Here is an 18,903-nt window from a genome sequence, read left to right as displayed (position 1 = left end):
ATTTTATGCTATAATTTTATTTACAGCTAATTGTTTTCAAAACAACCAAATACTTGATTTCGATTTTGTGCATTAATACATAATTGATAGAATTTTTTAAAAACCGTAACTTTTTTGACTGTTTTTAGGATTATATATTATATGTTATAGAGAGCCATTGACATATTGACAAAGAAGAACCCACACGTTTTTACGTCTTCTTGAAATAGATCTTAAATAGAATTATTATGGTAAAATATGGTGAAAATTGACCAAACAATGCTGAAAAACGACCATTTAGTGCAAAAGTATTGATTTTTTTGTTTTTATGATACATTAAGTGTGTGAAAAAAGTATTTTATGCTAAAATTATACTAGAATGGCTATATTTAGCAAAATAGACAAATATTTGATTCCAATTTTGTTTATTGCTACAAACTTTATAGAGCTTTAGGTAACCGGACGAGTTTTAATTCGAAATATTGCTTATAACAGATAAATGTCTGTTAATATACAATTAAATTAAGGAGAATTTAAAATGAAATCACAAAAATTAGCAGCAATCCTTGCGGTTACAGTCCTAGGGACATGCAGTATGACTTTCGCTGAAAATCCCATAATAAGAATGAATTCTATTGAGGTATCGGCAGCTGATGTAGAGGCAACCTATATAGGTTCTGGATATCAATTAAATTATAAAACGGTGGATAATAACATTGAGATAACCAATTTTACAAAGACATCCAGTGCATCATCTGTAAGTGTTGTAATTCCAAGTAAAATCAATGGATGTAGTGTAACATCAATTGGTGCATACGCATTCAGTGGAAAAGATATATCCTCTGTTATAATACCTGATACGGTTGTTTCTTTAGGAAATTATTCTTTCTATAATTGCTCAAAATTAAAAACGGTGACGTTATCTAAAAATTTGAGTTCAGAAAAATCAGGCGGTTACCTGTTTTATAAAAGTAAAAATATTGAAATTGTAAATGTTCCCGAAAACATGGCAGATCCTTCGTTCGTTGATCACTTTAATTATTATACTAATACTGTGGTACAAGGTTCATCAGTTACTTCAGCGTATAAGCTGGACTATAAAATCTCAGATCATCAGATTGAAATTACTAGTTTTACAAAAACTACGAGTGCATCAGCTGTAGGAGTTATAATTCCAAGTACTATTAATGGGTATAATGTAACATCAATTGGAAAATTTGCTTTTTACTGTTGCGATGGAATATCGTCTATTGTAATGCCGGATACTGTAATTTCATTGGGTGATTATTCATTTTCTACTTGTTCGAACTTAAAAACGGTAACATTATCCAGAAATTTGAGTTCAGAAAAATCTGGTGGTTATTTATTTTATAATAGCACTAGTATCGAAACTGTATATGTTCCTGAAAATATGATAGATCAGACGTTCATCGACCACTTTAATTACCATCTTGATACTGTAATTAAAGGCTCTGTAAACAATTCACAATACAGATTGGATTATGAGATTCCTATAAAAGATCGCAATGCAACAATAACAAAATATAATGCAAACGCTAATGCCAGTGATAATGTAACAGTTACAATCCCAGATACAATTTTAGGAAGAAATGTTACCAAAATTGCAACAGGAGCATTTAGCAGTTCTAATGTATATCAGGTAATCATGTCCAATAATATTACAACCCTGGAAAGTTGGTCGTTTAATGGTTGTGCCAATTTGAAGAAATTAACAGTCTCTAAAAACGTTTCATGTGCGCAGAGCGGAGGATATTTATTTACTGGATGTAATAATCTTACTGATATTACGGTTCCTGCTGATATGGCAGATAGAGAATTCATTTCTCATTTTCAATACTGTATAGGCGGTGCGAAATTAATTAAACCAGATGTGGATGCCAAAGTAACCCAAGTATACAATAATTTGAAAAGTAAATCTGCAAATGTGAATTGGAATATTAGTGGACTATCTGGCAATGCAAAAGAAAATGCGAAATATGAAGTTGCAAAATATATTCACAGCCAGTTGGCGTCCAATCTCATTCGGTATGATGCTTCTTATTCTATGCCTCAAACAGCATATGCACTTGTTTCTGGAAAAGGTGCTTGTGCCGGTATGTCAAGATCTTATATTTTGCTTTTACTAAAATCAGGTTTTACAAAGGATGACGTTCAGCTTATCAGCGCTCCTGGGCATGCATTAGTAGGTATAAAGTTATATAATCAATGGTACTTTGTGGAATGCACAAATTCAAACCCAGAATCATTTGCTATGACATATCAAAATGAATGGTATAATGGGACTCCTGAAGGGCAGTATGATGGTTATATTATTCCTGGTACATATAGTTACTATTGTGATGCAGATGGTACAAGAGTTGTTAGTCAAGAGAGTGAGGCTTATTTAGCGCAGTGTTATAAGTCCAATTATAACAGGGGCGATGTGAATATGGATGGTGTTACAAACAGTTCAGATCTTTCCATATTAAACAATTATCTGAATGGTGGAAATTCAAGTATTAATCTTGTGAACGCTGATGTTAACTATGATGGCAAAATTGATAGCAATGATTACAATTCTCTAAATGATATAGTATCAGGGAAATTCACTTTTGCAGATATGATCAAAAAGGTATATGGCAGGATAATATAATCTACTGCACGTTTTTAAATTGACATTATGAAAGGAAAGCATTATGAACAAAGAAAACAATATGGAACTTAAATCGGAATATGTGGAAGTTGAGGTGTTAGGATATGGACTGCCTTTGTATAATGCAATAGGTAGTTCAGGAGATAAAGTGATATACGAAGGAATTGAGTACGATTCAACGATGATTAATGCATGGGAAGTGTTAACTGGCTCCAGTACAATACAAATTGGCGGACAATGCTGCAATCAGCATTGCACATCAAGCCATCCAGATGATCTCGTTGGAGCGCATGTTGTCTTATCACAGCCTACACAGGCTTTGCAGCCCGATGAGGAATTTTATATAGTTCCATTATGCAGAGGTTGTAACAGCAGCGGACCAGGAAAAAATATACAATTGAGGTGTGCGGTAAAAGCGGCTAGAATGAGTTGGATCGGAAAATGAATGGAGGTAATTCATATGAAAAATTTACAAGTAACAGAAAAGGTACAGTTATCCGTGGGATTGAAATTTACATTTATGGGAGTAGATCTGAGTTCCTATTACAAAAAGACAGCAGACGGCTATCAGATTTTCCTGGCACCTGCGAATGTTTCCAATGACGTACAGCTTACACTGAAGGAAATGATTGGTCAGTTTAACGGCATGGCAGGCGAAGGCGCTCTTTCTGAAGATGATGTTAAGAGCAAGATTGCAGAAGAGGAAGATCCTCAGGTTGTGAATGCAATTGATTTTGATTCTGTCAAGTTCTGCTTGAAAATGCTCTTCTTGAATATTGAATCAAAGAAAAACGGCGAAACGGAAGAAAAGACAGTCGAATACGCACTTTCACTGCAAATCAATGCAGAAGGTTTGATTCCAAAGGAAATCAAGATATTCCAGATCGACAGTTTAAGCTTCAATATCTGGAATACGCAGCGTCAGACTGTGCTGGAAAAAATGGCATTGATAACACCTGATTCATTTTAATTGATGAAAAAATCCGATATGGTGAATTCAATGGAAGAAAAAACATTTTCCATGAGCGTTGGTGTTCGTGGAACGATACTGGGCTATGAAGCAGCGGCATCATACAGTGTACTGCATGGCGAAAGCTGTTTTCAAGGGAATTTGAATATCAACAATGCTGATATGACTGCAATCGTTGCATTGATTGATTCTAAGCTGTCTGATGAATTACACACACTTCTTCCGGATTTTCTGACACATAGATCTGCTGAATTGCGTTTCAGTTATGCTTATGATCATGAGATGTTTTTTGTGGATATGCAGTCGTTCCGTGTTACAGCGATTCGATTAAAAAATTCAGATGGAAGTTACTCTGGCAGCGGATTCTTATGTGAAATTTCAGAACAAGAGAGTTCAGGGTTCGTTGCAGAACTTATCGCAAATGCCAAGCGTCTGATTGGCATTGATAATTTTTATCTGTATATTTCCAAAGGATTGCAGCCGGTCAATATTGGCAGGCTGTTAGAAACTTTTCATAATACGGAAACATTGCTGCCTCCTTCCAGATTCTACGAAAAAAACAGTTTTTGTTTGTATTCCGAATATTACTTTTCACAGGAATGCAATGGGCTGCTGGACCTGTTTTTTCATGAGCTGCTTGGTATAGAAAATCTGTCCTTTTTCGCGGGAAAAGGACAGCAAGGCGCATATTTTGTACTTTCCGTCCCACAGATCTCTAATGACATTATCAGCATACAAGAATTATTTCTGGAACTGGATACTGGTAAAGCTGACACGATCTTTCAGGCCTCCGGGATGTTTCAGTTAATGGCAATTTCCGAAATGTCTTTTTGCGTTGACTGTAAATTATCTTCCAGTTCACTGATGCTGTCGGCATCTGCCATTCCGAAAGAACCAATCAATCTTTTCGGTGCATTTTACCTCGGAAACACTTCTCTTACAATTGGATATAACAAGGGGTTGACATTTGGCATTGTCGGTGAAATTTATTTAAGAAAGTTGTATCTATTTGCGGCGATGCAGTTTTCATACGATGGAATCTTAAAACCGCAATTATTATGTTTTGCTACCAGTCGACTTTCCATATCGGATTTGATTGAAAACATCACGGGTCTTTTGATTCCAGGTATCAAAGCACTTGATATTATTTCTATCGACTACTTTGATTTTGAATGTAGAAATAAATTTCAGATGGAATGGTTTGAAAAGACTGATTTATCGCAGATTGCAGCATTTTTTAATGATAATATTACGGCATCTCAGCTTTCGATTGATGTAAATACAATTTCTATAGGACGAATACCGCAGGATGATGGATATGCGCTTGTGGATAAATATAGAATGCGTCATTATTATGTGGATGCAGACGGTGTTTTGTATCTGCGTCCACAATTTTATTATTCAGATGTGGCAGAACCCTTCACAATTGGTAACGGCATGGTTGTCAGTGCGGGAATATTCTTTTGTGCAAAAATTTGTGTGTTTCAATTGTCTTTGAAAGTTTTGTTTTCATTCCGTCAGCAGGAAGGTGCACTGGCGTTTGGCATGCTGTCGGATATTGATTTGGGAATAATCAAAATTACATCCTCTGATTTTCAACAGGAAAATCCTATCCCAATTCCGGAAAACAGCGTTCTGTCACAATTTCTGGATACGACAGCGAAAGGCGTTGCATTTTATCTGCAAGCATCTCAAAATGATGTGTCATTTTATTTTGACGGTAAAATATCAATAGCTGGATTGACGGAAAAACAGGCACAATTGTATTATCAAAAAGGCTTGATCATTATCAATCTGGAAAGTACATTCTGGGGCATGACAACGCATCTTTCTTTGAATGTGAACTATCAGAGTTTTCAATCGTTGAACTTTGATTTTCAGTTTTCTTTTGATACATACAAATTAGAAGAAACACTGACAAAGGTAAAAGATCGATTGAATCATGCGATCGAAGTTTGCAGAAAGAAAATTAATGACGCAACGCAATCACTGGAAGATGCAAAAACAAAGGTACGGAAATTGTACGATGAAATCTCATACCTGGATCATCAGATAGATGCATGCAGGAATAGACTCCGCAATATGGGATGGTTCAAAAAAATATTTTATGCGCCGATTATCGGATGTGAAATAGCAGGATATGAAATTGCAAAAGGAGTGCTTTATGCATCTATTTATGTTGCAGAAGCAGCACTTTCAGTGGCTCAGGCAGCAGTGCAGTTTGCCGGAATGCTCGGTGAAGGGGTACTTCAGCTTGTAAAGGGTGTCATCACATCGGTTGCATCCTTGTTCTTCATTCGCAGATTAGCAGCAAGATTATCAGCGAATCCAAGTGAATTGTATATGCAGTTAAGTATTGACTTTGTTGCGCTTGGAAAGGAATACAGTCATGAATGGTCAGTACAGAAAACGTTGATGCAGGATTCGGCGAAGGGAAGAGAGGTCATTTCTGACAACATGATGGAGAAAATAGAACCAGATGTAAAGGATCTGGAAAACGGCGTTGTATCTAATGTTTATCTAAAAGAGCGCTACAGGAATTGTGTTCAGTATCATGATCAGAAGTTTGATATATCTGAAGCGGCTCATGTATTGGAGCGAAATACAGAAATGATGCATTTTGTTCAGGATGCTTATATGCAGGAATTTGGAGAATCTTTGCCTGATTTCGATGAAATGGATAATCGGCTTCTTGAAAATATCGGAGTGATAGAATCCAATATCAATATTGCAGAAAGGTCTGCTTCTCTAAACGAGTTGAAAGAAACAGTAAATCAGCTTCGTGATATATCGGAAAACAGAAATAATCGAGTTTCTTATGAAGATCAATTGAAGATAGATACTGCGAAGGATGCTGTAGAGAAGTATGAAGAGGCGGTAAAGTTATCTGATGAAATGCAAAAGCTTTTAGCACAGATAACTGTATCAAGACGTTCTGTGCAAATGCATCATTTGGAACGAATGAATCATTCTCAGCAGCGAATGCGTAACCGAGGAGTGAAGCAGGAACGTTATGAAAGTAATATGTATTCATATGCAAAGATAGTAAAAGAAAAGCTTGAAGCTGTGTATGGCGTGCTTTCTGATGATGATTATATCAATCCCTGTAAGGATGAGCAGATTTGGAATACGATTGTACAGGCAGAGGATTATTTCAGAGTAAATAGTTGATTAGTTGAGCATATGTGATTATTTGATTTTATCAGCATAAATATTAAATAATTCTATGCACTGCTTCAGAATTTGTTTGTAGCTATGATCTTTTTTAGAATTTTAGGACTATATGTTTATGAGGATGCTTTTGAAAGCGTTTGATGGCACATGTTTTTACAACTGAAGATAATTGTATATTATTTTGCGTTAACCCTTATCTTATTTCTTGGATGCTTGACAGAAAGAATTTCTTTTTGTTTTGCCATAGCAACATGGGTATAAATTTGTGTGGTTGTGATGGAACTGTGCCCCAATAGCTTCTGTATGTAACGAATGTCAACATCCTCGTCAAGAAGCAAAGTGGCAAATGAATGACGAAACATGTGCGGCGTGATATGTATATCATACCCTGTCATAGCTGTGTATTTTCGAATGATTTCACGAACTGATTGCTCAGTGAGACGATGATGCAGTTTGTTGACAAAGAAGAATCCACACGTCTTTATGTCCTCTTGAAATAGGTCATAATAAGATTGAAGCGCCCTTAAAACATCGGTATTTTCAATCTGTATCATCCGTTCTTTAGAACCTTTTCCGAAAATTTTGATGGTGTGATTCGTCAAATCTACAGATGTGGGTGTCAGATTGCAAATTTCAGATACCCTGGCTCCGGTTGCAAAGAGAATTTCAAGAATTGCAATGTCACGAGTCGTGCAGCGTTTTTGATAATCTGTTTCAGCCTGTGAAAATGAATTGTAAGCACACGTTAGCAGACTGTTGATTATATTGAGGGGGATCGTTTTGGGAAGAATTGTAGGTTCTTGAAAGGAAACATCAATTTTGTTGAATGGATTGATTTCAATTACGTCTTCAATTAAAAGATAATGAGTAAACGCTTTGATGGAAGCGATTTTTCGCTTTACCGTCTTGGGCTTGAATCGTTCGTGAAGTATGTCGATGTATCGGCAAATCATCTCTTTGGAAAATGTGTTGTCTGTATATTCAGAGAATTGCCTAAGATCGATTCTGTAAGCCTTAATGGTTTTTTCATTCAGAGCTTTTCTGGACATGCAGTAGTTAAGAAATCGTTCTATTTGCAGGTTTAAGTTTATCATGATAGCTACTCCTTCGTTTGGGAATAATTCTATTATATATTGTAATACGCTTTTTGTCGAATAGTGTCGATGAATTTCTTGGAAAAATCTGCGAGATTATGTTGATTTTGAAGAAAAATGGGTGTATAATAGTATTATCAAAACTCAACGCAGGATAACTTCAAATTATCATGTGTTAATTTTCTCTTTATGATGATTCACATAAAATAGGAAGGTGGTTGGTAATGAGAATCCTGGTAAATAATATTAAAAGCACAAATTCAACACTATTAGTAAGGCAACTAAAAAGAATAAGAAGCTTCCCTGTTGATGTATGGGGAACTGACATATCCGCAGCTGGGCATATCGCATCAAGCAATTTTGTTGATCGATATTTTCAAGCGCCTAACATAAACAATGAAAAGGAATACTTGCAATTCATCAATGAATTATCAGATAAGCACAAGATAGATTATCTTTTTGTATCAACAGATAAGGAAGTGCGGTTTCTTAATCGCCACAAAGATGAAATAACAATACCGTTCGATAATTGCCCTTCGGATACAATTAATATATTCCAAGACAAACTAGAAGCAAATAGATCCATTGAAAAAATGGGAATTAAAGTACCAACTATTTATGATTCACTTTTTGGAAAAGATAAAGTGATATTTCGCAAAAGATGCTCCGTTTCAAGTCAGGGAATCTATATTGTTGATCTTTCGAAAGCGTCACATATTGAAAATCATTTTCATACAGATTGGTTTGCTCAGAAATATGAAACAGGTACAACATATGTAGTAGATATATTTGCCGATAAAAATGGAAGTCCCAAATTGATATTGCCCCGAAAATCACTTGAAAAACAAATGGGATCAGCTTTTCGCAGCCAAATAGTGAAACATGACAAGCTTATACAAATATGCAAACAAATCTATTCAAAATATAGGATACCGGGTCTATCTAATGTAGAGTTTATTGAGAATGATAGCGGCATTTATTTCATTGAAATCAATCTTAGAATAGGTGGTTCAGCAAGCGAAGGAATGATTGCTTCTTTTAATTACATAGAACAATATCTGGACCACTTTGTAAACGGGGCAAATCTTGAAAGCCTGGAATACTATATGAATTGTGTAGCATGGGACTCAATAGTCAGCAGATATTATGATGAGGTATTATTTAATGCTTCTCTTGACTCCTGACTTCAAAAATCAAACAGCCAGAAAGATAAATAACAGATATGGTATGGCTTTTTAATTCTTGGAATTAGGTGACGTGTCTTGAATGTTATCCCATCAATTCTCGCTTTAATGCAAGAACATTCCCCCTTCAGATTGACTGCTTGCTGGTAGTACATATCAGCCTGATCAATCATTCCTGCTTTTCTATATGCAATGGACAAATTATAATAAGCAGTACAGTGCATCAATTTACTTGGTTCTTTATTAATAAGCTCCAATGCTTGGTTTTTAAGAAGATCTAATCTGACAAAAGCATTATTCTCATAACACCACGCCAATTTGTTGATTATTACAGATAATTTATCGTAAGTCGAAACACTGTGTTGATCAGCAATGTTTAGATAATCCCAGACGGTACAATCAAATTCACCTGATAATAACAAATAGCCAGCCCAATTATTATAAATGCATGAAATGCCTTGATTTGAATTTTCCAGTAGTCTTTTAGCCTGCTTTATATTTTCTATCGCTTTTTTGTGCTTTCCAATGCTTGAAAGAAGCTTTGAATAGGTGATATACGATTTGCCTGCTTGAATATTATCGCCTTTTAGCTGAAAAAGTTTTATGCTTTTCTTAGCATTTTTAACAGCCTGCGATGGTTTAGTATAAATGTTTGTCAACCGTAAATAAAAGGCATATTCATCAGAATGCTTAAACCCTGGTATTTGGTTCAGTTCAATGTCAATATCGGTGCATGCCCTTTTGTCATTAAGTGCTATAAAGCTATTCAAAACAAGCAATTTCAACTTAATCCATGTATGGCTGAACTTTTCTATTCTAGACATAACGTTTTTATACTCCTGAATAACAATTTCGTGGTGATCTAATATAGAGAGAAACAATAGCTTAAACAGAAGTAGGTCATCATCTGATATAATATCAATGCTTCTTTCCATTAGTTTAATACACGAATAGCCTTCTTCATACAAAGATGCAATACGACATATCCTTAAGATTTGAAAATAAATTTTTTTAAATCTAGGAATATTGTCTTTTGTGCATTCTATCAATTTATTTAGATAATGCCATGTGCTGTCTCTTGATATATTTCTTAATGTATTTGTCTGAAAATCTGTAAGCAGCCCCATGATTTTTTCCGGATTATTGACCGAATAGATTTTAACTAGAATTTGCCAAGCAGCCTCTTTACTAACAACAGTCACTGTACCCTCATAAACCTTTGCGTAAAAAAGGCTCAAACGCTTATATACATCCTTGTCAATATCAACAAAATCAGAAAGGTTTTCTTTATATGCATCAAGAATACTTGCATGCATAAAAGAGATTTGTTCATTATCTCCATTTGTTTTGGTACAAATAACTTGGTTTGTAACCAGTTCAAGAAATAATTTATCCAGGTCATTTTCAGAATTTGAAAATTCGCTAGTCCAGATATTGTAAAAGACTTTTTTATTTATGCGTCCGCTATGATAATACAAAATTGAAACGATATATTGTGACTCTTGGCTTAAGTTTTTCAAGTTTAATAAAGTTGGCGAGGTCAATTCACCATTCTCTGTATGATCATCATACATTCTTGCATAATCAATAAGATCCCAAAGGTTTCCTTCAGAATAATCCTTATAATGTTTTTTCGCATTGATAACAAAGTGGATATCAGGGGAATGAACATTAAGCTGGGCTTCAAGGAGATCCGCAATATACTCGTCACGCATTTTTTCCAACCTACATAAATGTACATCTACTTCGGCAATTGATATTTCCCGTTGCAAATTTTTCACTGAATCCAGAGAATAGCCATCAGAAATAGTATATTCCAAAATGAATCCTTGATTTTTATATTTCGTTTCATTTATCCATTCAATGAGATATTTAAGAGATGTATTATCTATATTTTGAATATTATCAATTATCAAAAGAATATGACTTTTTTTAAACAGATAGTGGATATAGTCCGATTTTATGCACCTTGCAACAGGAGATATATTGTTTATTATAGAATGCAAACTAAAATCGCCTGTTTTTAATATCCTTTTTAATCCTATGCCACTCGATTTTTTTATAGATTCTTTCAATGAATTGGCTGAAATGAATTGATCGATGCTTTGGTCGATAAATACTTCTTTCAAAATTCTATTTTTATTGCTTGTTAAATAATTTTCAAAAGAAAAGTTTGAGTGTCCCTGCGCTTTGAAAAATTTCATTAAAGCTGTAAAAATCAATTCTAGGTATTCACCTTCCGAAACATTGTAATTTACATTTTGAGGCATAGTTTTAACATTTATAATATTCCAGTCAGCAAAAAAGTGATTTTTAGCTAATTTTGCAGAAAATGATGACTTTCCATATCCTGTTTCGGCGTATACAATATGTACTTGGGTACATTCAGCATGATGAAATAAATCAATTATTTGAGCAATATCTTTTTCACGATCAACTATCCTTGAGGTTGCTGCAAAACTTTTAATTTTCATTATACACTCCTATAAAATAAAAGAAATGAGGAATAATTATGGATTTAGGAATTCTAAAAGCAATTGGAAACACTCCTATGGTAGAGGTATCTGTTGGTGACACACATTTGATGGCAAAACTCGAATGCATGAATCCGTTCGGTAGCATGAAAGACCGAGCCGCAAAATCAACACTATTATCTTTATTATGTACAAACACGATCAATAAAGATACAACCATCGTTGAGTCTTCATCAGGCAACTTTGCTATTGCTTTATCAGGCGTATGTTCTGCCCTAGGGTTAAAGTGCTTATGTGTAGTGGATTCTAATATTACAAATGCGAATCTGCAAATAATAAAACAGTTTGGGAGCACAATTCATCAAATTGATATACCCGAAAAAAACCAATCTAATCAGGAGAAAAGAATAGAAACTGTAAAAAAGTTATTGCAAACTAATAATAATATGTACTGGACAAACCAATATAACAATCGATTAATACAAGAATCCTATTTTTCTCTTGCGGAAGAAATCCTAAGTCAATATCCTCAAACTGAAACGATCTACATTCCGGTGAGTACCTGTGGTACAATTTCAGGCGTATCAACTTGGATAAAAAAACAAAATCCCCAAATAGAGATAATAGCCGTAGATTCATATGGATCTCAGATTTTTGGAGAGAGGATTGCCAGAAATAGATTTACCGGAATGGGTTCAAGAATCAAACCTGGAAATTTAGGTAATGCAATTATTGATAAAGTTGTTAGGGTATCTGATTTGGAATGTATAATAAATTGTCACAAACTGCTTGAACAAGGTCTTTTTATCGGCGCATCAAGCGGTGCCGTTTTAGCAGCAATAAATAAAACAAAGGAATTTAATAGAAATATTGTTGCTATTTTCCCCGATCGCGGAGACAGATATCTTGATAATCTTTATAACAATGAATGGCTAAAGGAAAATATGCCTCAACTAATGAGCGAAGATTATAATTCTAATCACAGAGTATGATGTTTTTGCTTTTTTACACGATAATTTGAAGTTATCTAATGTTGATCTTATATGCGAATAATATGTGAAAATTTTTAATTGTTTCATCAATCTTGTATGATCAAGAATTAATGAAAATAATATAATTAAGGAGACTAATATGTTTACAGGATATAATTTGAAATTAAACGAAGATTTTTTTGACAACGAGCTAATGAGCTTTGATGAATATAAAATAATTGGTGAAAGTCATCTAAATAGTAAGGTTTTTGAATATAAAAACGATTTGAATCGTTATATCCGTAAAAGAACAATTAATGGAAGTGAATTACAGGACGATAATTTTCCTATTATTGATGCAGATGTTTTTATATCTCATTCTAGCAATGACGTGAGTCTTGCAAACGCTTTAGCAGGATGGATTCATAAAGAGTTCAAGCTAAAAGTCTTTATTGATTCAAATGTGTGGGGGTATTCACAAAAATTATTGGAAGATATCAATTCTGATTTTTGCAACAAGAAAAAAGATGAAAATTATGGATTTACATATGATCACAATGCTTGCAACAATGTTTCTCAACATGTAAATATAATGTTGTCAGTTGCATTACAAAAAATGATAGACAGAGTTGAATGTGTAATATTGTTGAACACTGACAATTCAATAGAAGTTTTTGATGATATAAACAAAACAATGAATATTACATACTCTCCTTGGATTTATTCTGAAATTGTATGCACACAAATTGTAAGAAAAAAGCCATTACTGTATTATAGGAAATATGCTGAGTTTTTTCACGCAAATGAAAGCGTGATACCTGAATATGCATTAATAGATTTAAAAATTTCATATAATATATCTTTGATACATTTGACTGATTTGGATAAAGAAGATTTAATGAAGTGGAATGAAAATTTTAAATGTAATTGTTATGAAAAGTATCAAGACTACCCTTTAGATGCTTTATATTGTTTCAAGCATCCTAAGGAGCTTGAAAATACAAAGACCTTGTTTCGCTATTTTAGTTGTGATTACATTGAATATTTTAAATCCGTTGTTGATGGAAATGTTGATTCCCAATATATGTATGAATTGTTTGAACGAGTATTTTTATGTGAATATGAAAAAAATAACTGTTCAATTTGTAAAGGTGAAAGATGTAAATGCATTTATAAACAAAGAGGTTTAAATGAGTAAAAGCGAATGAAGAAAGATTTTACATAAGTAAAATAAGTAATTGGATGTGCTGGTCATAGTCATATTGTTAATGCAGATGGTGTAAAAAAGAATTTGAAATAGCAGTTAAGAAGGGAAGAAGGATTATTCCCGTTGGAAGTACTGGATATATGGCAAAGGATTGTTGGATGAAGTTAAATCACAGCCGACAAAATATGTATACTTACAAAAATGTTATGTCCATATTGAAAAAGTAGCAAAGGGTAATGAATTTATTGACTTATTAATAAAATATTCAGTGAGCAGCAAATTATTTATGATTTATAAAATTTATAAAGGACAGGTGAGTGTTATGAGACAGGTATTTTTTAGCTTTGAATATAATAAGGACGTTTGGAGAGCATCGCAAATAAGAAAGATGAATGTTGTAAGTAAAAGTTCCACCTTTTCTGATAATGACTGGGAAACTGTTAAATCCAAAAGTGAAGCTTCAATAAAAAAGTGGATTAATGAGCAGATGGCCATGCGCTCATGCATTGTGGTTCTAATTGGTAAAACCACTTCAACAAGAAAATGGGTGAAATATGAAATAGAGAAGGCATATGAATTGAAAAAAGGTATCGTTGGAATATACATTCATGGTTTGAAAAACGAAAACGGCGATCAAACTGAAAAAGGAAGTAATCCATTTTATAATGTATTTACTAATAATGGTGAAAGACTTTCCAAGTATGTGACTTGTTATGATCCACCGTATAAATCAAGTAAATTTGTATATGATGATATATCAAATAACATTGATGATCTTATTGAAAATGCAATAGAAAACAAACCACCACAGTAATAAAATATTATTTTTCTGTGCGTTAAGAACTTGTTCTCATAGAGAAAATATGATATAATAAAGATATAACAAGCGAAAATAAAATAATAGGTTATCAAGTGATTTTAATGATAAACTGCTCTAGTCAAGTATCTTTGTAACACCATTTCTTAAATAATGATTCACTGTAATGAACCTCAAGGGGTGGTTTGTAATCATTATAAGAATGCGGATGGTACATATGCAATTCTTCAACTGCAGTATAGATTTCCTCTTGTGTATGATGATAATGATGACAGATAAATTCAAGACTGAACTTCCAAATGTGTAAATAATGACATCTTATACAAATTACCAACAACCGGCTTTGCCATTATATCTACAAGAATATAAAAGACAACAATAAATGAACGCACATGCGGACTTGACTTTTACATTCTTGTAGAATTCTGGCAATCAAGCGGTTGTTGGCAGTATTATGGTCGAATTAATAAAATATATTTCATAATCATACACTTTATTTTGTTGATAAAGCTAATTTTTGGCCTAGCAAAATCGCTTGTTTATTGGCATCATATCATTTTGCTAGGGGCAATTGTAATATAATTAGGAGTCAAATACATGAGTATTTATATTATAAATCCATCATTTATAATGAAAAATCATAGTAAAGCTCATTGCTTTGTAAAGGAGCTCAAAGAACAGTTTGATAAGTACGATATATCTTATTCTATGGTGAATAATGCAGCTAAGTATTTATCTAAGATTGAAAATGATAGTATAATAATAATTTTTAATGATGAGTCAGTTTCAACAGATGAAAATTTAAAAAAGCTGTTATATTTGGCTAAGAACAAAAAAGCGACCATATATCCGATTGCTATGGATAAGGAAACAAGAAAGCCGTTAGAGATTATTGCCGATAAGCAAAGCTATGATGTTTGGGAACAGCTCAGATGCAGAGATTTAAGTGATGATTACCTTCCATTGGCAGCTCGTTGCTTTGCACGAAAAGTTATTGCGAACATAATGCCGACTATGTATAGTGAAAGTGGTCTTATTTTTATAAGCCATAGACGTTTGGATGGTGAAGAAATTACAGCACAGCTCTGTGATACTCTTAGTGTTCAGTTCAAGGCGTGTGAAACATTTCGTGATGTTACTTCTGTAAAAGTTGGTGAAGAAGCACAAAGTGAAATAGATAAAGCAATGTCAGAAAGTGATGCATTTATCTTTATTCATACACCTGAGTCTGCCGATTCTAAGTGGATACAGAAAGAATTGAGATATGCTATTCTGAGAAACATTCCTGTTTTATGGGTGCAGATAGAAAATGCCGATATTCATAAATTAAAATTTGTTCCTTCAGAAAAGCCACACTTGAGTTATTCTTTAGATGAATTTAAAGATATCAAAAGATTAACTGAAATTACTGATGAAATTATGGAAAGAACATTTGACTTGATTATGACTAAATCAAATGTAGTGTTTGATTGTCATAATGCGTTGGAAGAAATGTTTGAAGATAAAATAAAGTGTATTGATAGCGAAAAAATGATCTTTAATATTGATGTAAAACGAAAAGGGTATAGATATCCACAACGAGATATAAATCAATATGTTCAGTTATTTGGCAGAACACCTACTTTATCAGATAAAGAAAATTTAAAAAAATACTTGAATAGAATGAATGATCATTACGATTCATCTGTTATTTTAACAGATAAAGTATTCACAAAGGAAGAAAGCGATAAAATAATTATTGAAACATATGAGGATTTTATGTTTCATTGGGGTAATTATCTTCAAAAGCCTGTTAGCAATAGAAATAGTGAAATAATTATTTCTGGAGCTTTTTCAGATGGTGAGGAAATATATAAGCAAACGCTTACGGATGCTCTTGTGATTTTTGCAAAATCAATTTTAAAATCCGGATATATTTTAACATTTGGTTCTCACCCTACCTTTCAAGAGTTGTTTTTTGAAATATCGAAGTTGATTTATCCTGAAAATTGTAAAGAGCATTTAAAAATGTATATATCAAAGTGGTTTGAGGATAAATATCTATATTCAAAAGAATATTATAATGAAAGTACTACTTTTAATGAAACAGAAAAGAATAATTCATTAAGTAAAAGCTTGACCACAATGAGAAAGCATATGATACAACGGAAAGAAGTTTCAGCTCTAATTTGTATGGGCGGTAAAATTAAGAAAAATAAAGCTGATGAAGGAATTCGTGAAGAAATAGCATTAGCTATTGAGAATGGAATACCAGTATTTGTAGTAGGCTCTGTTGGAGGATGTTCTTCTATCGTTGCTTCTGAATATAAGGCTAATGGTTGGCAGGGTTTAAACGATGCTCCTTTAGTAATGAATAATGAATTTGCAGAAAGCCTTGATTATGTTATGTTATCAAAGCAATTGTTAGATTACTTGAATGAAAAACAATGAGTTCATCACATAAATTTTTATTTTATGGATTAAAAAAACTTGTACCGATATGTTTATTATAGTATGGAGGTAAAAAGTATGTTTGTCACTTTTGATACAAAAATTGGAAATAAGGAAATGTTTAATGACTTCTTGACATCAGGCAAAGGTATATTTAGCAAGAATCAAAAAGATGTTCATAATACACTGGAAGAATACTTATTGAATGATGAAATAATTGATGGAGATGCAATATCGCAAGATTGGTTTCCAAATATAAATTCAAATATTTTTATATCTCATTCACACTTGGATGAAGAATATGTAATTGCATTTGCCGGTTGCAGATAATATTAAAAACACTGAAAGCACTTTATCTTCATGGATTTATTCAGAGGTTGAAATGACAAGATATCTGCGTGAAAAAAAACCGCAAAGAAAAGGTTATAGGTATCCAATAAATGCGGGTTTTCAACTTGAACATTCAGAATTGAAAATCAAATATCAAATTAATAAAGAACATATGAAAAAAATTAATGATAAAAGTTTAGAAGTATGGTTAACAAGCTGTTCAGACCATGAGCATCCCTTAGATACCTTATATAAGCAAGTTAATAAGATAGAGGAAAATGAGTATGGAAAGTAAAATAGAACATTTAAAAATGATACAAGGCATCATTACAAGAATGAATACGAATTCATTTCAAATAAAGGGATGGACGATAACATTGGTATCAGCACTATTAGCACTTTATGCTAATAGCAGAAAAGTTACATACATTTTTATAGCTCTTATTCCTGTATTAATCTTCTGGTTTTTAGATTCATATTATTTACAACAAGAACGTAAATTTAGAGAGTTGTATAAAGAAATTGTAAACACCGCCCATTATGGAACGGATATAAAAGAGTTTGAAATGCTAATAGATAAATACAAAGATTGTAAATGTTGTCTAGTTAAAACAATGACTTCTATAACGATTTTGCCGCTTTATTTGCTATTATCATTGGGATTGATTATTGGTGGATTTATTTTAAAATAGAAAGGAAACATGTATGGGAAGAAAAATATTTATATCATATAAATATGCCGATAATGACGTTGAAAATATTACTGATGATCCTGGAAAATGGTGGACTTGTACTGTTAGGGATTATGTTGATGTGATTGAAGAAACACTTAAATCTAAAACCGATCATATTTACAAAGGTGAATCAGATGGAGAAGATTTATCACAGCTCAAAGATTCAACTATTTGGGAAAAACTGAAAAATAGAATTCGTGATAGCACGTTAACAATTATAATGCTGTCAAAAGGAATGCGAGAAAAATTTAAAGAGGAAAAATATCAATGGATTCCGCAGGAAATATCATATTCCTTGAAAGAAGTTTCTAGGAAAGATAAAAATGAAAACCCAGTCAAGAGTAAAACAAATGCACTTTTAGCGGTTATTTTGCCTGATATAAATGGTATGTATGATTATTTTACATACAAAAAAACATGTTGTAGTAGTGGATGTCAATTTTATGATAGTAATTCAAGCTTGATTTTTAGTATAATGAGTGGAAATATGTTCAATCATAAAAATCCTTATGCGAATAGCTGTGATGTTGGTCATACAATATATCATGGAGATTGTAATTATATGTTGTGCGTGAAATGGTCAGATTTTGTTGATGATATGGAATCATATATTGATAAGGCGTATGAGATACAAGATAATCAAGATAATTATAATATTCAAAAGGAAATTTAATATTTTTACTTTATGTTAGAGTTGCTAACTTTGAACTTATAATTTTCAAGAAATGGATACTTACTCTGTTCATCTATTTCATAGTCACAAGACAATTTACAAAGAGGACTGCCAAATATGGCAGTCCTCTTTGCTTTTTTATATAATCTTTACAGAATTTATTTTTTCTTCTCTATAAATATATCTGCTAAAATAAAACTGAGCCAGCTGAGG

Annotated in this window: 15 protein-coding genes and 1 pseudogene; 14 read left to right on the top strand and 2 right to left on the bottom strand. The window is 32.9% G+C overall.

Going from position 1 to position 18,903, the window contains the following annotated elements:
- Positions 1–517 precede the first annotated feature (517 nt).
- The 4 genes from RUMCAL_RS04970 to RUMCAL_RS04955 are packed head-to-tail and all read left to right on the top strand — an operon-like array spanning position 518 to position 6,773.
- Positions 518–2,632 (top strand): leucine-rich repeat protein, encoded by a 2,115-nt coding sequence (locus RUMCAL_RS04970; protein WP_040647087.1) that lies wholly within the window; start codon positions 518–520, stop codon positions 2,630–2,632.
- A gap of 43 nt (positions 2,633–2,675) precedes the next feature.
- Complete coding sequence (locus RUMCAL_RS04965; RefSeq protein WP_021681505.1) at positions 2,676–3,077, top strand: hypothetical protein; 402 nt, start codon at positions 2,676–2,678, stop codon at positions 3,075–3,077.
- A 15-nt stretch (positions 3,078–3,092) separates the two neighbouring features.
- Positions 3,093–3,602, top strand: coding sequence for a hypothetical protein (locus RUMCAL_RS04960; RefSeq protein WP_040647086.1), 510 nt, complete (start codon positions 3,093–3,095; stop codon positions 3,600–3,602).
- Between the two features lie 30 nt (positions 3,603–3,632).
- A complete protein-coding gene (locus RUMCAL_RS04955) occupies positions 3,633–6,773 on the top strand; it encodes a hypothetical protein (protein ID WP_156902422.1) in 3,141 nt (1,046 codons plus the stop codon).
- Positions 6,774–6,952: 179 nt separating this feature from the next.
- Here RUMCAL_RS04955 and RUMCAL_RS04950 read toward each other — a convergent pair whose 3' ends face one another.
- Positions 6,953–7,870 carry a tyrosine-type recombinase/integrase gene (locus tag RUMCAL_RS04950; protein ID WP_021681502.1) on the bottom strand — a complete coding sequence of 306 codons (918 nt, stop codon included), beginning with the start codon at positions 7,868–7,870 and terminating at the stop codon, positions 6,953–6,955.
- Positions 7,871–8,094: 224 nt separating this feature from the next.
- On the opposite strand from RUMCAL_RS04950, the gene RUMCAL_RS04945 reads away from it, so the two are divergent.
- Positions 8,095–9,054 carry an ATP-grasp domain-containing protein gene (locus RUMCAL_RS04945; protein ID WP_021681501.1) on the top strand — a complete coding sequence of 320 codons (960 nt, stop codon included), beginning with the start codon at positions 8,095–8,097 and terminating at the stop codon, positions 9,052–9,054.
- Positions 9,055–9,056: 2 nt separating this feature from the next.
- Here RUMCAL_RS04945 and RUMCAL_RS04940 read toward each other — a convergent pair whose 3' ends face one another.
- Positions 9,057–11,528 carry a tetratricopeptide repeat protein gene (locus tag RUMCAL_RS04940; RefSeq protein ID WP_021681500.1) on the bottom strand — a complete coding sequence of 824 codons (2,472 nt, stop codon included), beginning with the start codon at positions 11,526–11,528 and terminating at the stop codon, positions 9,057–9,059.
- Positions 11,529–11,566: 38 nt separating this feature from the next.
- Between RUMCAL_RS04940 and RUMCAL_RS04935 the strand changes: the two genes are divergently transcribed.
- The 9 genes and pseudogenes from RUMCAL_RS04935 to RUMCAL_RS04900 all read left to right on the top strand — a co-directional run bounded on the left by RUMCAL_RS04935 (position 11,567) and on the right by RUMCAL_RS04900 (position 18,690).
- Positions 11,567–12,520 (top strand): pyridoxal-phosphate dependent enzyme, encoded by a 954-nt coding sequence (locus tag RUMCAL_RS04935; RefSeq protein WP_021681499.1) that lies wholly within the window; start codon positions 11,567–11,569, stop codon positions 12,518–12,520.
- A gap of 139 nt (positions 12,521–12,659) precedes the next feature.
- On the top strand, positions 12,660–13,697 hold the full coding sequence (locus tag RUMCAL_RS14415) for a hypothetical protein (protein ID WP_021681498.1): 1,038 nt from the start codon (positions 12,660–12,662) through the stop codon (positions 13,695–13,697).
- Positions 13,698–13,795: 98 nt separating this feature from the next.
- A pseudogene (locus tag RUMCAL_RS16845) lies at positions 13,796–13,846 on the top strand (hypothetical protein); the annotation flags it as partial.
- A gap of 14 nt (positions 13,847–13,860) precedes the next feature.
- Positions 13,861–14,520 carry a TIR domain-containing protein gene (locus tag RUMCAL_RS04925; protein ID WP_341349360.1) on the top strand — a complete coding sequence of 220 codons (660 nt, stop codon included), beginning with the start codon at positions 13,861–13,863 and terminating at the stop codon, positions 14,518–14,520.
- 600 nt (positions 14,521–15,120) lie between these two features.
- Positions 15,121–16,953: a TIR domain-containing protein gene (locus tag RUMCAL_RS04920; protein ID WP_040647084.1), complete on the top strand. Its 1,833-nt coding sequence runs from the start codon at positions 15,121–15,123 to the stop codon at positions 16,951–16,953.
- A gap of 78 nt (positions 16,954–17,031) precedes the next feature.
- On the top strand, positions 17,032–17,283 hold the full coding sequence (locus tag RUMCAL_RS04915; protein WP_040647083.1) for a hypothetical protein: 252 nt from the start codon (positions 17,032–17,034) through the stop codon (positions 17,281–17,283).
- The gene (locus RUMCAL_RS04910) at positions 17,261–17,578 is read left to right on the top strand and encodes a hypothetical protein (RefSeq protein WP_169725984.1); all 318 of its coding nucleotides are present in this window, start codon (positions 17,261–17,263) and stop codon (positions 17,576–17,578) included. Before RUMCAL_RS04915 ends, RUMCAL_RS04910 begins: the two co-directional genes overlap by 23 nt.
- Positions 17,568–17,975, top strand: coding sequence for a hypothetical protein (locus tag RUMCAL_RS14410; RefSeq protein ID WP_021681492.1), 408 nt, complete (start codon positions 17,568–17,570; stop codon positions 17,973–17,975). The genes RUMCAL_RS04910 and RUMCAL_RS14410 overlap by 11 nt, the downstream gene beginning before the upstream one ends.
- 13 nt (positions 17,976–17,988) lie before the next feature.
- On the top strand, positions 17,989–18,690 hold the full coding sequence (locus RUMCAL_RS04900; RefSeq protein WP_021681491.1) for a TIR domain-containing protein: 702 nt from the start codon (positions 17,989–17,991) through the stop codon (positions 18,688–18,690).
- Positions 18,691–18,903 lie beyond the last annotated feature (213 nt).

The sequence above is a fragment of the Ruminococcus callidus ATCC 27760 genome (assembly GCF_000468015.1).
In the GTDB taxonomy this organism is placed as follows: domain Bacteria; phylum Bacillota; class Clostridia; order Oscillospirales; family Ruminococcaceae; genus Ruminococcus_C; species Ruminococcus_C callidus.
The sequence above is the reverse complement of the archived record's forward strand: the minus strand, read 5'-3'. Positions and strand labels throughout refer to the sequence as shown.

Bases quoted from the DNA above. Each gene is read 5' to 3' on its own strand.
- RUMCAL_RS04970 (WP_040647087.1), top strand. From the start codon at position 518: ATGAAATCACAAAAATTAGCAGCAATCCTTGCGGTTACAGTCCTAGGG.
- RUMCAL_RS04965 (WP_021681505.1), top strand. From the start codon at position 2,676: ATGAACAAAGAAAACAATATGGAACTTAAATCGGAATATGTGGAAGTT.
- RUMCAL_RS04960 (WP_040647086.1), top strand. From the start codon at position 3,093: ATGAAAAATTTACAAGTAACAGAAAAGGTACAGTTATCCGTGGGATTG.
- RUMCAL_RS04955 (WP_156902422.1), top strand. From the start codon at position 3,633: ATGGAAGAAAAAACATTTTCCATGAGCGTTGGTGTTCGTGGAACGATA.
- RUMCAL_RS04950 (WP_021681502.1), bottom strand. From the start codon at position 7,870: ATGATAAACTTAAACCTGCAAATAGAACGATTTCTTAACTACTGCATG.
- RUMCAL_RS04945 (WP_021681501.1), top strand. From the start codon at position 8,095: ATGAGAATCCTGGTAAATAATATTAAAAGCACAAATTCAACACTATTA.
- RUMCAL_RS04940 (WP_021681500.1), bottom strand. From the start codon at position 11,528: ATGAAAATTAAAAGTTTTGCAGCAACCTCAAGGATAGTTGATCGTGAA.
- RUMCAL_RS04935 (WP_021681499.1), top strand. From the start codon at position 11,567: ATGGATTTAGGAATTCTAAAAGCAATTGGAAACACTCCTATGGTAGAG.
- RUMCAL_RS14415 (WP_021681498.1), top strand. From the start codon at position 12,660: ATGTTTACAGGATATAATTTGAAATTAAACGAAGATTTTTTTGACAAC.
- RUMCAL_RS04920 (WP_040647084.1), top strand. From the start codon at position 15,121: ATGAGTATTTATATTATAAATCCATCATTTATAATGAAAAATCATAGT.
- RUMCAL_RS04915 (WP_040647083.1), top strand. From the start codon at position 17,032: ATGTTTGTCACTTTTGATACAAAAATTGGAAATAAGGAAATGTTTAAT.
- RUMCAL_RS14410 (WP_021681492.1), top strand. From the start codon at position 17,568: ATGGAAAGTAAAATAGAACATTTAAAAATGATACAAGGCATCATTACA.
- RUMCAL_RS04900 (WP_021681491.1), top strand. From the start codon at position 17,989: ATGGGAAGAAAAATATTTATATCATATAAATATGCCGATAATGACGTT.